This is a genomic window from Caulobacter sp. 1776 (assembly GCF_040545685.1).
Classification (GTDB): Bacteria; Pseudomonadota; Alphaproteobacteria; order Caulobacterales; family Caulobacteraceae; genus Caulobacter.
Genome location: NZ_JBEPMI010000003.1, coordinates 457,939 through 472,805 on the forward strand (window position 1 = coordinate 457,939; position 14,867 = coordinate 472,805).

The 14,867-nt window shown below is 69.1% G+C and carries 11 protein-coding genes; 7 read left to right on the forward strand and 4 right to left on the reverse strand.

What is annotated here, in order from left to right; genetic code table 11:
* The first annotated feature begins 42 nt into the window (after window positions 1–42).
* Window positions 43–1,236 carry a hypothetical protein gene (locus ABIC66_RS10820; protein WP_354070120.1) on the forward strand — a complete coding sequence of 398 codons (1,194 nt, stop codon included), beginning with the start codon at window positions 43–45 and terminating at the stop codon, window positions 1,234–1,236.
* 64 nt (window positions 1,237–1,300) lie between these two features.
* On the opposite strand, the gene ABIC66_RS10825 is transcribed toward ABIC66_RS10820, so the two are convergent.
* Window positions 1,301–3,544 carry an adenosylcobalamin-dependent ribonucleoside-diphosphate reductase gene (locus tag ABIC66_RS10825; RefSeq protein WP_354070122.1) on the reverse strand — a complete coding sequence of 748 codons (2,244 nt, stop codon included), beginning with the start codon at window positions 3,542–3,544 and terminating at the stop codon, window positions 1,301–1,303.
* On the opposite strand from ABIC66_RS10825, the gene ABIC66_RS10830 reads away from it, so the two are divergent.
* Window positions 3,531–4,211: a hemerythrin domain-containing protein gene (locus ABIC66_RS10830; protein ID WP_354070124.1), complete on the forward strand. Its 681-nt coding sequence runs from the start codon at window positions 3,531–3,533 to the stop codon at window positions 4,209–4,211. The genes ABIC66_RS10825 and ABIC66_RS10830 overlap by 14 nt on opposite strands.
* Before the next feature lie 6 nt (window positions 4,212–4,217).
* Window positions 4,218–4,661, forward strand: coding sequence for a pseudoazurin (locus ABIC66_RS10835; RefSeq protein ID WP_354070126.1), 444 nt, complete (start codon window positions 4,218–4,220; stop codon window positions 4,659–4,661).
* A 47-nt stretch (window positions 4,662–4,708) separates the two neighbouring features.
* Here the strand turns inward: ABIC66_RS10835 and ABIC66_RS10840 are convergent, their stop codons facing one another.
* Window positions 4,709–5,404 carry a Crp/Fnr family transcriptional regulator gene (locus tag ABIC66_RS10840; RefSeq protein WP_354070128.1) on the reverse strand — a complete coding sequence of 232 codons (696 nt, stop codon included), beginning with the start codon at window positions 5,402–5,404 and terminating at the stop codon, window positions 4,709–4,711.
* 162 nt (window positions 5,405–5,566) lie between these two features.
* On the opposite strand from ABIC66_RS10840, the gene ABIC66_RS10845 reads away from it, so the two are divergent.
* The 3 genes from ABIC66_RS10845 (at window position 5,567) to ABIC66_RS10855 (ending at window position 9,974) form a co-directional block, all read left to right on the forward strand.
* Window positions 5,567–6,229, forward strand: a complete 663-nt coding sequence (locus tag ABIC66_RS10845) for a helix-turn-helix domain-containing protein (RefSeq protein ID WP_354070130.1) — start codon at window positions 5,567–5,569, stop codon at window positions 6,227–6,229.
* A complete protein-coding gene (hemN, locus tag ABIC66_RS10850) occupies window positions 6,226–7,587 on the forward strand; it encodes an oxygen-independent coproporphyrinogen III oxidase (RefSeq protein WP_354070132.1) in 1,362 nt (453 codons plus the stop codon). The genes ABIC66_RS10845 and hemN overlap by 4 nt, the downstream gene beginning before the upstream one ends.
* A 113-nt stretch (window positions 7,588–7,700) precedes the next feature.
* Window positions 7,701–9,974: a nitric-oxide reductase large subunit gene (locus tag ABIC66_RS10855; protein WP_354070134.1), complete on the forward strand. Its 2,274-nt coding sequence runs from the start codon at window positions 7,701–7,703 to the stop codon at window positions 9,972–9,974.
* Between the two features lie 138 nt (window positions 9,975–10,112).
* Here the strand turns inward: ABIC66_RS10855 and ABIC66_RS10860 are convergent, their stop codons facing one another.
* Window positions 10,113–12,170, reverse strand: a complete 2,058-nt coding sequence (locus tag ABIC66_RS10860) for a TonB-dependent receptor family protein (protein ID WP_354070136.1) — start codon at window positions 12,168–12,170, stop codon at window positions 10,113–10,115.
* Window positions 12,171–12,445: 275 nt separating this feature from the next.
* Window positions 12,446–12,985, reverse strand: coding sequence for a hypothetical protein (locus ABIC66_RS10865; RefSeq protein WP_354070138.1), 540 nt, complete (start codon window positions 12,983–12,985; stop codon window positions 12,446–12,448).
* A 120-nt stretch (window positions 12,986–13,105) separates the two neighbouring features.
* Here ABIC66_RS10865 and ABIC66_RS10870 point away from each other — a divergent pair, with 120 nt between their 5' ends.
* Window positions 13,106–14,863: a DUF6311 domain-containing protein gene (locus ABIC66_RS10870; RefSeq protein ID WP_354070140.1), complete on the forward strand. Its 1,758-nt coding sequence runs from the start codon at window positions 13,106–13,108 to the stop codon at window positions 14,861–14,863.
* The last annotated feature ends 4 nt before the right edge of the window (window positions 14,864–14,867 follow it).

A 14,867-nucleotide genomic window follows, 5' to 3' on the forward strand; every position in this document is an offset into this window, starting at 1 on the left:
GAAGATCGCCGCCCCGTCCTTTCTCCCATCGCTGGTATGGTCATGAGACATCTTCACCTGCTCGCCGCGGCGAGCCTGGGCGCGCTGGTTCTTGGCGCGCCGATCGTCGCGCAGGCCGCGCCGATCCCCGGAAAACTGCTCCTCGAAGCGCGCTTGCGCTACGAGTCCTACGACCCTGACGGCCCCGACGCCCAGGCGGCGACCGGACGCCTGCGCCTGGGCTGGCGCGCGCCCTTGAGCAGGACCTTTTCGGGCCTGGTCGAGCTGGAGGCCGTCGGCGCCTTCAATGACGGCTACGCCGACGGCGTGCGCGCCGCGCCTGGCAAGGCGGTCATTCCGGATCCCAAGACCGTGGAGCTCAACCGCGCCGCCATGGAGTGGCGTCCCTCCGACCGTTTTGGTCTCGACATCGGTCGCCAGCGGCTGGTGATGGGCAACGCGCGTTTCGTGGGCAACAGCGGTTGGCGGCAGAACGAACAGACCTTCGACGCGGTCAAGCTCGTCGCCAAGCCGGCGCGGACGGTGACCCTGACCTACGCCTATGCCGACCGAGTGCGCCGCCCGCTGGGGCGCAAATCGGCTCAAGGCGTCTGGCGCGGCGACGTTCATATCGCTCATGCCGAAGGCGACCTGGGCGCCGCGGGCAAGGCCAGCGCCTACGCCGTTCTCGTCGACCTCGACAACGCCGCCGCCCAGTCGTCCAGAACGATGGGCGCGCGGTGGTCCGGGTCTCGCGTTCTCAAGCCAGGCCTCAGCGGAACCTGGGAGCTCGAATACGCCCGGCAGAAAGACTACGGGGCCAACCCGCAGACCTTCGCCTTGGACTACGGCATGGCCTCGGCCGGCCTGAAGACGGCGAGGTCGAGCCTGTCGGTGAATCTCGAGCGTCTCGAGGGCGACGGGGTCCATGCTTTCCAGACCCCGCTGGCTTCCCTGCACGGCTTCCAGGGCTGGTCGGACGTGATCGGCGCCACCCCCGCCAAGGGCGTGCGCGACGTCTTCCTGCGTGGCGCGACGAGCCTGGGCGTCAAGCGCCCCGTGAAACTGACGGGCGAAGCTCACAGCTTCGACACCAGCCTGGGCCATCAGGCGCTCGGCCGGGAACTCGACGCGGCCGTCTCCGCGCCCTTGACCAAGGGGTGGACGATGGAGCTGGGCGTGGCGCGGTTCGAGACCAAGGGACCGACCTATCCCGACGCGACCCGGGCCTGGGCCAGCCTGGAGTTCAAACTGTAGCGCTTCGTCCAAGCAAGATCGCACGGCAGAGGGGCCCGCCAATTGGCGGGCCCTTTTTCGTGGCTCAGCCACACTTGGAGTAGCCGCAGTCGCCGCAGGTGTCGCAGCCTTCCTTGCGGACCAGGGCCGCGCTGGCGCAACGCGGGCAGATCGCCGGCCGCGCCGCCATGGCGACGTACGACGGCGCTTGGGCGTCCGTGGGTTCGACGCCGACCGGAGCGCGCGCCTCGTGGCGCAGGTGGCGTTCGACGACGCCGCCGATCGCGGCGGGCAAGGAGGCGACATACCGGCCGCCCAACCACGCCCCGCCTTGCGGATCGAACACGGCCTTCAGCTCCTCGGCGACGAAGCCGACGTCGCCGCCCCGCCGGAAGACCGCCGAGATCATGCGCGTCAGGGCCAGGGTCCAGGCGTAGTGCTCCATGTTCTTGGAGTTGACGAAGATCTCGAACGGGCGCCGGCGACCTTCGATCATCGCGTCGTTGACGGTCACATAGACGGCGTGGGCGCTGTGGGGCCATTTGATCTTGTAGGTCACCCCCTCCAGCGCCTCCTCGCGCGCGGCCAGCGGCGTCTCGCTGGCCGAGGTCGGGTCCGCCGCCGGCGGCGAGGCGCTGCTCACCGACAGGACCGAGCCGGTGACGGCGTTGGGCCGATAGGTCGTCAGGCCCTTGCAGCCGGACTTCCAGCCTTCGAGATAGATGCCGCAGAAGGCTTCGAAGTCGATGTCCTCGGGGCAGTTGACGGTCTTGGAGATCGAGCTGTCGATCACCTCCTGGGCGGCGGCCTGCATGACCAGATGGTCTCGCGGCGAAAGGGTCTGGGCCGATACGAACACCGCCTCGGGCGGCTCCTCGTCGCCGCGCAGACGCTTCCAGACCGTCAGCGCGTAGTCCTGCACGGACTCTTGACGCGTCGAGCCGTCCGGCTGGCGGATCTTGCGTTCATAGGCGTAGGCGAAGACCGGCTCGATCCCGGACGAGACATTGCCGGCCACCAGCGAGGTCGTGCCGGTCGGGGCGATCGAGGTCAGGCAGCCGTTGCGCAGCCCATGCTGGGCGATCAGCGCCCGGGTCTCGGCGTCCAGCGACAACAGGTTGGGCCGTTCGAGGACCTCGGCGTCGTAGAGCGGATAGGGGCCCTTTTCGGCGGCGAGCTGCGCCGAGCAGCGATAGGCCTCGCGCTTGATGATCCCGAGCCAATGGCGCGTCATGGCGGCGGCCTCCTCGGTCCCGTAGCGCAAGCCGCAGAAGATCAAGGCGTCGGCCAGGCCGGTCACCCCCAGGCCCAGGCGGCGCTTGTCGCGCGCCTCGCGCTCCTGGGCGGCCAGAGGAAAGCGCGAGATGTCGATGACGTTGTCCAGGAACCGAACGGCCACGCGGGTGAGGTCGGCCAGGCGCTCTTCGTCGAGGCTGGCGCCTTCCGAAAAGGGCGCGGCCACCAGGCGGGCCAGGTTGATCGACCCCAGGAGGCAGGCCCCGTAGGGCGGCAGCATCTGCTCGCCGCAGGGGTTGGAGGCGCTGATGGTCTCGCAAGCCGCCAAGTTGTTGCGGGCGTTGACCTGGTCGATGAAGATGACGCCCGGTTCGGCATAGGCGTAGGTCGCGCTCATCAGCCGGGTCCACAGGTCGGCCGCGCGCACGGTCCGAAACACCTGGCCTTCGAACACCAACGGCCATTCCTCGTCGGCGGCCAACGCCGCCAGGAAGGCGTCGGTGACCAGGACCGAGAGGTTGAAGTTGCGCAGTCGCGACGGATCGCGCTTGGCGTCGATGAACGCCTCGATGTCGGGGTGGTCGATCCGGAGACAGCCCATCATCGCGCCGCGCCGCTGGCCGGCAGACAGGATGGTGCGGCACATGGCGTCCCACACGTCCATGAAGCTCAACGGGCCCGAGGCGTCGGCCCCGACGCCGCGCACGGGCGCGCCGGCCGGCCGCAGCGTGGAGAAGTCCATGCCCACGCCGCCGCCCTGCTGAAGGGTGACGGCCGCCTCGCGCAGGTGCTCGAAAATGCCCGGAAGGTCGTCGGGCAGCGAGCCCATGACGAAGCAGTTGAACAGTGTGACGGCGCGCGCCGTGCCGGCGCCGGCCAGGATACGTCCCGCCGGCAGGAACTGGAACTCCTCGAGCGCGGCCAGGAACCGCTCGTTCCAGATCTCGCGGCGGTCGGCCGGCTCGGCCTGGGCCACCGCGTGCGCCACGCGGCGCCAGCTATCCTCGACACTGAGGTCGCCGCCGCCGCCCTCGGGCGCGAAACGATACTTGCCGGCCCAAATCTCGGCGGCCAGGGGGATGTCGAAGGCCATGTTCGGGCTCCATTGGGGGAAAATCGAAGCCTGCCGGATTCGGCGTCGGGCAAACTTGTCGAAGAACAAGGAGCGGATCGGCGATCGGGCGGAGAGTGGCGACCGGGAGGATTTCGCCATGACGACTCCAGGCCTGTGGACCGGACCGTATCCTGATCTCGAATGGGATGACGCCGAGCTGATCGAGGATGTGTTCGATCATCATCGCCAACATATCTGTGACCTGGCCCTAGCCCTGGCCTTGGCGCGGGGCCTGGCGACGCGCGACCGCCGCGTGGCCAAGCCCTTGGCCGATGGCCTGGCCGAACTGATGGCCGAGCTTTGGCGCCATCAGATCGCCGAGGCCCGGCTGCTTTCGAGGCGGCCGCGCGATCGCGAGGCGCTGCAAGGCAGCCTGATGCAGCTCAGCGCCGAACACGACCTGGTGCGCGAGCGCCTGTCGGCGCTGACCGCCCTGGCCGGCGATCTGGCCAATAACGAGGAAGCCGCCAGCCTGCGGGCGCTTCTGGAGCGCTACGACGGTGAATTTCGCGATGACCTTCGCCTTGAGGAGGGGGTGGTCTTCACGCAGCTGACGACCGCTTGCGCTGGCGCAACGTCGGACGGTTCGCGCGCGCCTATCCATTTGGGAGAGCGGGCGGCTGCGTCCGTGCGCAATGAAAGGTGAGAGACGATGTTGAAGTCGGTATTGGTCGGCGCGGCCGCCCTGGCCCTGGCCTGCGCCGGTTCGGCCAGCGCGACCGAGCTGCAGGTCAAGATGCAGAACCAGGGAACCCAAGGCATGATGGTGTTCGAGCCGTCCACGGCCAAGCTGAAGGTCGGCGACACCGTACGGTTCATCCCGACCGACCCGGGCCACAATGTGGAGTCGATCAAGGAAATGCTGCCGCCGGGCGCCGAACTGGTCAAAGGCGCGATCGGCAAGGAAGTGCTGGTCAAGCTGACCAAGCCGGGACTCTACGGCTTCAAGTGCATGCCCCACTGGGGCTTTGGCATGACCTTCGTGGCCAAGGTGGGCGATGGCAAGTCGAACGCCGCGGCGGCCGAAGCGGCCGCGGCCGCGGCGCCGGGCGCGGCCAAGAAGCGCCTGACCGCCGAACTGGCCGCTCTGAAATAGATCACCGCCGCGCCGTCGCCCGATCTTGGGCGCCGGCGCGATCGGCCTTAGGCCGGCTCGGCCAGGTCGACGAGCGCGCTGAGCTTTCGCACGACGATGCGTCGGCGCGCGCTGCCGGTGACGCCGCGTTCGTCCCAGGCCGCCAGGGTGCGGCTGACCGTATGGAGGGTCGAGCCGGCCATCTCGGCCAATTCCTGGCGCGTGATCGGAAAGTCGATCTCCACACCCTCGCTGGTGCGGCGGCCGGCCTGCTGAACGAGGCGCAGCAAGGTGCGGGCGATGCGTTGTTCGACCTTCTCGCCGGCCATTTCGCCGACCCGGTCCTGCAGCTCGAAGAGGCGGGTCCCGGCCGAGGCGGCCGAGCGCATGGCGATCTCGGGATAGCGGGCCATCAGTTGTCGCATGGTCCCCACGCTCCAATAGACCTCGAGGCTATCGACCACGGCGACCGCGTCGGCGGGGAAGGGCTTGTCCATCAAGGCCGCCACCGTTCCATACATCTCGCCGGGGCCGATGAAACGGATCACCGACTGGCTGCCGTCTGGCCGCGCCTGGACGATCTTGACGCGGCCTTGCAGCAAGGTGTGACAGGTGATCCCGGGATCGCCTTGACTGAAGACCACGCGCCCGGGCGACAGGCTTCGCACCGAGCCGGCCGCGAGCACGCTGGCTCGGGCTACGTCGTCGAGATGGTCGAACATGTCCGCGCCGCGGAGAATTTCGGAGTCGATCGCAGCGGCCATGACGGTTGGTCCGGGTTCTTGGGAATCGGACAATCACCTGTAGGGGGTGAGGCCCGAGGACTGAATTTCGGAATAGTACCTAGGCGGATTTCCCGAATATCGGGCGGTCGCCGCGTGTTGCTATTGCCAAGGTCGCCGACAGCCCCTGGACCCTCGCCGACCATGACCCTCACCGTCGCTCAGTTCCCTACGCTCCGGCCGCCCGCGCCCGCGCCGCCGATCGACCAGACCATCGTACCCATCGGGATCTCCGTGCGGCGGGCCGCCGGCGAGGAGATCTTCGCCGAAGGGGAGGGGGCGCACACGGTCTACCAAGTGCTGTCGGGGACGGTGCGGACCTATCGCCTGCTCGGCGACGGTCGCCGCCATGTCTGCGATTTCCATGTTCCAGGCGACGTCCTGGGCCTGGACGCGACCAACGCCTATCGCTGCTCGGCGGAAGGCATGACCGATGTGGTGCTGCACGCCATTCCGCTGCGGACCCTGCGCAGCCTTTGCGCCGACGACGCCGCCCTGGGACAGCGCCTGCTGAGCCTGGCGGCGGGCGGCCTTCAGCGCAGCCAGGACCATGCCTCGATGCTGGCCCGCCTCGGCGCGACCGAGCGGGTCGCCGCCTTTCTGTGCGACTTCGCGCGGCGGTTCGACGCGATCGACGAGCTGACCCTGCCGATGACCCGCCAGGACATCGCCGACTATCTGGGCCTGACCATCCACACCGTTTCGCGAACCCTGTCCCAGCTTCAGGACCAGGGCCTCATCGACGCGCGCGCTTCGCGCCGCGTGCGCCTGCGTCGCCAGGCTGATCTCCTAGGACTTTGCGCATGACGCCAACGACCCTTTCCGCGGAACAGCGGGCCCACGCGCAGCGCAATCTGCCGCGCTACACCAGCTATCCGACCGCCCTGGCTTTCGACGACACCCAGTCGGACCTGGCGCGAGGCTGGTTCTCGTCCACGCGCCCGCAGGATCGTCTGTCGGTCTACACGCACGTGCCGTTCTGTCGCCGGCTTTGCTGGTACTGCGGCTGCCACACCACGATCGCCCCGACCTATGATCGCGTCGGCGCCTATGTCGATGTCCTGACCCGGGAAGTGGATCTGGTGGCCGAGGCGCTCGGCGAACACGACGGCCTGGCGCATCTGCACTTTGGCGGCGGCAGCCCGAACGCCTTGCGGCCCGCCGATTTCATCGCCCTCGTCGATCGGATCAAGCGGGCCTTCAACGTCCGTCCCGGCGCCGAGATCGCCGCCGAACTCGACCCTGGCCTGTTGTCGGAGGCGTTCGTCGATGCGGCGGGGGCGGCCGGCGTCACCCGCGCCAGCCTGGGCGTGCAGACCTTCGATCCGGACGTGCAGGCCAAGGTCAACCGCATCCAGCCGCTGGAACAGGTGGCGCGCGCCGTCGAGCGTCTGCGCGGGGTCGGGGTGGACGCGATCAATTTCGACCTGATGTACGGCTTGCCGGGGCAAACGCCGGAGAACGTCTACGCCTCGGCGCGCCTCGCCGCCCAGCTGGCCCCCGACCGCGTGGCCGTGTTCGGCTACGCTCACGTGCCCTGGATGAAGAAGCACCAGGTGATGATCCGCCAAGCCGACCTGGCCGACATCGACGGACGCTGGGCCCAGGCCGAGGCCGCCGACGCGGCGCTGACCGAGTTCGGCTATGTCCGCATCGGACTCGACCACTACGCCCTGCCCAGCGACTCGCTGAGCCAGGCGGCCGCCGAGGGGCGCCTGCGCCGCAACTTCCAGGGCTATACCGACGATCCCGCGCCCGTCCTGGTTCCGATCGGCCCCTCGTCGATCGGCCAGTTCCGCGAGGGGTTCGTGCAGAACTTCGTGCCGACGGACCAATGGGCCGCCAGGGTCTCGCAAGGCGAACTGCCGCTGAACCGAGGCCTGGCGATCGACGACGAGGACCGCCTGCGCGCCGCCGTCATCGAACGCCTGATGTGCGACCTGCGCGTCGACGTCGCGAGCGTGTGCCGCGCGCACGGCTTCGCCGAGGACCATCTGGCCGCCAGCCTTGACGCGGCCGAGGCTCTAGCGCCGTCGGGTCTTTGCCAGCGCGATGGAGCGGTGGTCTCGATCCCGGAATCCGCGCGTCGCCTGATGCGCGTGGCGGCCGCCGCGTTCGACGCGCGGCTGCCCCAGACCGCTTCCCGTCACGCCAAGGCGGTCTGACCCCGGGATGACCCGCGCGCGAGATTGCGCCTGAACAACGTCGGCGGCCCCGCGATCGCCCAGAGTCGCGGGGAACGCCGATTGGGGCAGTCCCGCGGCGAGGGGTAAGCGAGATGAACACGCGAAGACTATGGTTCGTCCTCGCCCTGGTCATGGCGGTGTCGTTCACCGTTCTGGGGCTGATGGGACGTGAAATCCACCGACAGGCCGCGCCGATACCGGCCCAGGTGGTCGATGCGCGCGGCCGGGTGCTGGTCACCCGGAATGATATCGAGACCGGCCAGTTGGCCTGGCAATCGATGGGCGGCCAGCAGGTCGGCTCGATCTGGGGCCACGGCGGCTACGTCGCGCCCGACTGGTCGGCCGACCAGGTCCACCGCGAGGCGACGGCGCTGCTCGAGCTCTGGGCCCAGCGTGATTTCAAGGCGCCCTACGCAACCCTGTCGTCCGAGGCCCAAGCGGGGCTGCGCGAGCGCCTGAAGCGCGAGATCCGCGCCAACACCTATGATCCGAAGACCGGCGTCATCACCGTCAGCGCGGACCGCGCGGCGGCCATGGCTCAGGTGCGGACCCACTACGAGGCCCTGCTGGGCTCGGATCCGTCGCAGGAAAAGCTGCGCGAGCAGTACGCGATCGCCAACGGCGCCGTGAAGGACCCAGCGCGACGCTCGGCCATCGCCGCCTTCTACTGGTGGACCGGCTGGGCCGCCAGCACCGACCGCCCGGGTTCGGACATCACCTACACCGCCAACTGGCCGCACGAGGCGCTGATCGGCAACGGGCCGACCACCGCCACCATCGTCTGGTCGATCGCCAGCGTGATCCTGCTGATCGCCGCGGTCGGGGCGCTGGCCTTCTGGCACGCCAAGACCAAGACCGAAGAGCACCTGGCTCCGCCGGCCAAGGATCCGCTAGCGGCCATGAAGCCCACGGCCTCGATGAAGGCCACGGGCAAGTACTTCCTGACGGTGATCGGCCTCTTCCTGCTGCAGGTCGCGCTGGGCGCCGTCACGGCCCACTATTCCGTCGAAGGCCACACCTTCTATGGCGTGCGCATCTCCGACCTCATTCCGTACGCGGTGACCCGCACCTGGCACACCCAGCTGGCCGTGTTCTGGATCGCCACCGCCTGGTTGGCCACCGGGCTCTATGTCGCGCCGATGATCTCGGGCCACGAGCCCCGCTTCCAGACGCTCGGCGTCAATATCCTCTGGGGCGCCTTGGTGTTCGTGGTGCTGGGCTCGATGGCCGGGGAATGGCTGGGCGTGCAGCAGGTCTTCACGCTGGACGCCAACTGGTGGTTCGGTCACCAGGGCTGGGAGTATGTCGACCTGGGACGCTTCTGGCAGATCCTGCTGTTCGTGGGCCTGATGCTGTGGCTCGTGCTGGTCGGCCGCGCGCTCTGGCCCGCCCTGCGCGCGCCTTCGGAAAGCAAGCCGGTCCTGCTGATCCTCTTCCTGTCGACGGTCGCGATCGGCCTGTTCTATGGCGCGGGCTTCATGTGGGGCAAGCACACCCACATCAGCATGGTGGAGTACTGGCGCTGGTGGGTGGTCCACCTGTGGGTCGAAGGCTTCTTCGAGGTGTTCGCCACGGCCGTCATCAGCCTGCTGATGGTCAAGCTGGGCCTGGTGCGCGCCAAGTCGGCCAACGGCGCGGTGCTGTTCGGGACCATCGTGTTCCTGTTCGGCGGCGTTCTGGGGACGGCGCACCACTGGTACTTCGCCGGCACGCCCGTGTCGGTGATCGCCATCGGCTCGGTGTTCTCGGCCCTGGAGGTCGTGCCGCTGGCCTTGATCGGCGCCGAGGCCTACGAGACGTGGAGCCACACCAAGGCCGCGCCCTGGGTCGCGACCTATCGCTGGCCGATCCTGTTCTTCGTGGCGGTGTCGTTCTGGAACCTGCTGGGAGCCGGCGTCTTCGGCTTCATGATCAACCCGCCGGTCAGCCTCTATTACATCCAGGGGCTCAACACGACGGCCACCCATGCCCACGCGGCGCTGTTCGGCGTCTATGGCATGCTGGGCGTCGGGCTGATGCTGTTCTGCTTCCGAGGCCTGGCGCGTCGCGAAGCCTGGGACGACCGGCTGCTGGCCCTGACCTTCTGGCTTCTCAATGGCGGCCTCGCGGCGATGATCTTCCTGTCGCTGCTGCCGGTCGGGGTGATCCAGGCCGTGGCCAGCATCGAGCACGGCCTCTGGTTCGCTCGCTCGCCGGCGGTGATCCACTCGCCGCTCGTCCAGACCCTGGTCTGGATGCGCGTGCCGGGGGACATCGTCTTCGCCTGCGGCGCCCTGACCCTCGCGGTCTTCGCCGGCAAGCTGGTGATCGGCGGCCGCCGCGCCGCGGCGGCCCACAAGGCCGGCGCGCCGGTCGCGGCCGAATAGATATACGGCAGACCCGGCGCGTCATCGGCGCGTCGGGTTTACCAGGCCGGACGCTTTCGGGCGTCCGGCCTTTTTCGTGTCGCCAAGGAGATGGGCGAGTGTCGGACACACCGCCGACGCTCGTGGTCTGAACCCTGCTCAGAACTCGACGGTGACGCCGCCGAAAACGGAGCGCTTGTCGCCAGGCCAGTAGACGGCGCTCGACTCGGTCCAGACGGTGGCGGCCTGGACGTTGGACACGTAGGTCTTGTCCAGCAGGTTGCGCGCGTCGACGAACATCGAGGCGCGGTCGGTCAGCTTCCAGCCGAGGTTCAGGTTGACGATCGCATAGGACGGCGCCGTGCGGGTATTGCGATAGTCGATCCACTGACGCGTGGCGGACCACTCCACCGAGGGCGCCACGAACCAGCCGGCAGGCGCGGTGTAGCGCAGCTCGCCGCGATAGAACGAGCGAGGCGTGATCGGCAGCCGGTTGTCGCCGTATTGACTGTCGTCGACGAAGTGGAAGTCCGACAGCGTCCAGCTCTGGCGCAACCGCCAGCCTCGCGCCGGCTTCCAGTCGATGGCGGCCTCGAGGCCCTGGTGGGTGGTGGCGCCGGCGTTGAAGGTCGTCGCCGGGTGCAGGCTATCGACCGCGTACTGAAGCATTTCCCCTCGCAGACGCGCCCGATAGGCGGTCAGGTCGTAGGTGAACGCGCCATGACGGCCGCGCAGGCCGGCCTCCCAGGTCCAGGCGGTTTGCGCCCGGATGGCCGCGAAGCCCGCGCCCGACGGGGAGAGCGATCCGAAGTTCGGCGGTTCCACCGAACGGGTGACGTTGGCGAAGACCTGGGCGCCGGCCTCGTCTTCCCAGAGGAGGCCGACCCGCGGCGAGATCCAGTCATAGGACGTTCGCGCGTCGAGGTCGAAGCTGGCCGCCGCGCCCGGCACGTGGAACGACCGATAGTGGCGCTTGGCGACTCCCGCGGTCAGGCCGCCAACGAGGGCTAGCCGCGGAACGACGAAATAGCGGGCTTCGCCGAAGACGTCGGCCGCCGTGGCGTTCTGTTGCGACAGGGCCTGCGGCGCGCCGCGGGCTCCGTGGTTGTTGACGTAGTTGGTTCCGTCGAGATCGCCTTCTCGGTACCAGGCTCCCAGATAGGCGTCGGCGGGCTTGCCGCCGATTTTGCCTTGCCAGTCCAGCCGGGCGAAGGCGCCGTAGTTGCGGCTCTGCTGGTCCAGGACCTGGAAGATCGGGTGATCGAGATCCTTCCAGGTCGCATAGACGGCGGCCTCGAGGTTGATCTCTCGGTTGATCTGGCTGTTGGCGCGCAGCGAGGCCCGAAGGCTGCGCTGGTTGCGTCCCTGGTTGTTGAGCAGGGCGCTCGGCGCGGCCTGACGGCGATCGGCGACGAACTGCGCCCAGGTCAGCGCGCCGGGGATCTCCTGATTGATATTGGCGCCGTTGACGATCAGGCGCAGCTCGCCGGTCTCGCCCAGCTTGCGGCCGATATTGAGCGTGGCGAACTGGATGTTCTGCTGGCTCTGGGGGCGAAAGCCGTCGGCGGTCTGGTTGGTGATGGCGGCGAAGACGTCGCCGCCATCGAAGCGATGGGCGATCGAGACGTGCTCGCGCGCCAGGCCGAACGCCCCGCCATCCGCCCGCAGACGCAGTCCGTAACCGGCGTTCGCGCCGGTCGGGCTCGTCATGTTGATCGCGCCGCCGAGGAGGGCGCCGCCGAACCGCAAGGCATTGCCGCCACGATAGACCTCGACATAGCGCGTCAGCAGAGGATCGACCGCCTGACTGTCCCCGTATCCGTCGGCCTCGTTGAAGGGGACGCCGTCGAGAGCCAGGATCAGGCCGCGATTGTGGCTGGCGTTGCCGAGGCCCGAGCCGCGGATGGAGATGCGCACGTCGCCGCCCCATTTGCGCTGGGCGTAGACCCCGGGACAGTCATGCAGCATGTCGTCCAGCGCCAAGGCCTGGCGCTTCACGTAGGATTCCTGCGCGACGACCGAGACGGCCCCCGGCGTGCGGGAAAGAGTCCTGCGCGCTCCGGCGACGGCCGGCGGGTCCTCCGGGTCCCGTTGAGCGGTGACGATCACGGAACTGACTTCGACCGCGTCTGTGGGAACGGTTTCCGTGGGATCGGCGCGGGCCAGGGACGGCGCGACCGCGAGCAGTGAAGCGGTGGCGAGCAGAAGGGCTTTCATCGACGCTATTCCCAGGGCCGCCGAACGCGGCCATCGCCGATTGCACCGCCAAACCCGGCGCGCCTCTTTGCGCCGGAGCAAGCAGGGCGGCGGAAGCGAGGGTTTGGAGCCTCCGTACGAACCCGGATGGCCCCGGCGCGGCGCGCCAAGGCGACCGGCCGACCGTCGCCGCGGCGGATATCGACGCCCGCCGAGCTGGGCTTGTCGCTATGAGAGCCGGTTGCGGGTCCGACGTGAGCGACGGCGGCTTCTCGAGAGAGGAGAGGGGCGGCGGCTCATGGCTCCCGCACCCCGTTGCGCACGTGGTAGCAGCGCCGCTTGCCCAACGCCGTTCCACAGAAGCCCGGCTCTTCCGTGCCGGCATGCAGCATCACGTACTGGTCGCGCCGGCACTCGAACCAGTTGCGCTGGAACAGCACGTGCTCGGCGTCCTGGTGGAACACCGGCCGCTGGTCGACCGTGTAGAAGCGGGTCATGGCGGTCAGGCCGCCGAAGCTGCCGCGGCCGTTCACCAAGCCGCAGATCTGGCCGGTGCGAGTGGACCATACCGCGCCCAGCTCCAGCGGATTGGTCTGGCGCAGTCGCGCCTCCAGATTGGCCCGCACGATCCGCCACTCGGCCCGGGCCAGGGGCTGGTAGCGCGCGTGCTGTTCGGCGGACGGCGAGGGCATCAGGCCCTGGGCGCGCTCGAACCGCGCCAGGTCGACCCCGGTGAACAGCAAGCCGGCCAGGATGCCGACCACGGCGACGCCCGAGATGATCAGCGGGACCAGCAGCCGCCGTGTCCGTCGCGTCGCGAAATCCCGCACCGCCATGGCGTTTCCCCTCCCGTCGTGTCGGCAGGAGTTTGGCGCGGTCAGCTGGAATTACAAGTCTAAACTGGAGGGGCCTTGATTTGGAGATGTGCTATGCAGGCCCCGTGGTTGGGGGAAGCGATGCGTCAGTTCGAGTCGATGGCCAAGGGGGGGATGACCCTGGGGCGGATCGCCTTCGCCCTGGCCGCCACGGCGATCCCGATCCTGCTGTGCGGCTTCATGTTCGGCTTCGACATCCCGCTGGCCTCGGCGAAGTTCTGGACCCTGCCCAAGGGCGACATGGCGGCGATGACCGCGGCCTGGGAAGCCTTCGCCAGACAGCCGTGGTGCTGGCCGCTGACCACGGTGACGGGGCTGACGGACAAGCCGGTCTCGCTGGTCTTCACCGATAGCATCCCGTGGCTGGCCCTGTTGCTGAAGGCGACCGGACTGTCGGGTGTCTTCACGCCCGTGGGCCTGTTCCTGTTCCTGTCCTATCCGCTGCAGGTCTGGGGCATGGTCGGCCTGCTGCGAGCGCTAGGCGTCGCGGACCGCTGGATCCTGCTGCTGGGCGGCCTGCTGGCCCTGGTGTTTCCGGCCTGGATCGCGCGCCAGTTCGGCCACATCGCCTTGTCGGGCCACTGGATCCTGCTGCTGGCCGTGACCCTGTCGGTGCGCGCGGCGCGCGAGGGCCTGACCTGGGCGCGGGCCGGCGGCTTCGCGGGCCTGCTGGCGCTGGCGGCCGGCGTCCACGCGTACCACCTGGTCCCGATCGTTGCCTGTTTCGGCGCGGCCGCCCTGTCGGAGCTGGTCCAGCGCCGGTCCGGCGCGTGGCTGAGGGTCCCAGCCGCCCTGGCCCTGGCGAGCGCGGCCCTGGGGATCGCCGTCTGGCTGCTGGACTACAAGGACGGCCTGGGCATGACCGGCGGGGCGGCGGCCCTGGGCTTCTATTCGATGAACCTGGTTGGGCCGGTCTGGCCGCAGGCCTCGGCCCTGGCCGGCCAGGCGTGGACCGGCGACTGGTTCCCGGATGTGGTCGACGCCACCGGCGGCCAGTCCTTCGAGGGCTTCCAATATCTGGGGGCCGGCGTCCTGGCCCTGGTGCTGGGCATGGCCGGTTTCGAGACGACCCTGGCCGTGCGCCGGCGCGGCGTCTCGGCGGCGTTCTGGATCCGCTGGACGCCGATGCTGCTGGCCATGGCCGTCCTGACCCTGTGGGCCCTGGGCTGGAGCGTCTATGCGTTCAAGACCCACCTCTACGACCTGCCCAAGCCCAGCGGCGACCTGGCCGAAAAGGTCGGCGGCCTGCGCGCCCACGGCCGGTTCTTCTGGACGGTCGGCTATCTGCTGCTGGCCCTGGGCGTGACCTGGACCAGCCGCCTGCCGCGCCGGACCGGCCTGGCGGTGCTGACCGCCGCCCTGGCCCTGCAGGCGGTCGACACCAGCCCGCTGCGCACCGGCGTGCGCCACGTGTTCGCCGAGCCGGACTGGATCGCCTATCCGCGCGCCTTGACCGACAGCCCGGCGACGGCGGGCCGCCCGTGGGTTTTCGCGCCGGCCTATTTCTGCAGCCCCTCGCAGCGCGACCTGCGGGCGATCAAGCAGATGACCCTGGCCATCGTCCGCAATGGCGGGACCAGCAACACCTTCGCCACCGCCCGCAACAACGACCCGCCGTGCGATCCGCCCAACCCGATGATCCTGAACGACGCCGCGCCGGGTGACCGCCGCATCACCGTGGTCATGCGCAACGAGCAGCCGCGCGGCGGCTTCATGACGCCGATCGCCCAGCGGTCGGACTGCTTCTGGTTCGGGCGCGGGATCGCCTGCGGCCGCGACCTGCGGGGGCTGAAGGGGCTGCGACCGCTGCGGCCCGGCGAGTTGGCCCAGAGGCCCTGACCCG

Coding starts and splice junctions, on each gene's coding strand:
- ABIC66_RS10840 (WP_354070128.1), bottom strand. CDS start 5,404: ATGGCCGCTGCGATCGACTCCGAAATTCTCCGCGGCGCGGACATGTTC.
- ABIC66_RS10870 (WP_354070140.1), top strand. CDS start 13,106: ATGCGTCAGTTCGAGTCGATGGCCAAGGGGGGGATGACCCTGGGGCGG.
- ABIC66_RS10830 (WP_354070124.1), top strand. CDS start 3,531: ATGTCGAAGGCCATGTTCGGGCTCCATTGGGGGAAAATCGAAGCCTGC.
- ABIC66_RS10820 (WP_354070120.1), top strand. CDS start 43: ATGAGACATCTTCACCTGCTCGCCGCGGCGAGCCTGGGCGCGCTGGTT.
- hemN (WP_354070132.1), top strand. CDS start 6,226: ATGACGCCAACGACCCTTTCCGCGGAACAGCGGGCCCACGCGCAGCGC.
- ABIC66_RS10865 (WP_354070138.1), bottom strand. CDS start 12,985: ATGGCGGTGCGGGATTTCGCGACGCGACGGACACGGCGGCTGCTGGTC.
- ABIC66_RS10825 (WP_354070122.1), bottom strand. CDS start 3,544: ATGGCCTTCGACATCCCCCTGGCCGCCGAGATTTGGGCCGGCAAGTAT.
- ABIC66_RS10835 (WP_354070126.1), top strand. CDS start 4,218: ATGTTGAAGTCGGTATTGGTCGGCGCGGCCGCCCTGGCCCTGGCCTGC.
- ABIC66_RS10855 (WP_354070134.1), top strand. CDS start 7,701: ATGAACACGCGAAGACTATGGTTCGTCCTCGCCCTGGTCATGGCGGTG.
- ABIC66_RS10860 (WP_354070136.1), bottom strand. CDS start 12,170: ATGAAAGCCCTTCTGCTCGCCACCGCTTCACTGCTCGCGGTCGCGCCG.
- ABIC66_RS10845 (WP_354070130.1), top strand. CDS start 5,567: ATGACCCTCACCGTCGCTCAGTTCCCTACGCTCCGGCCGCCCGCGCCC.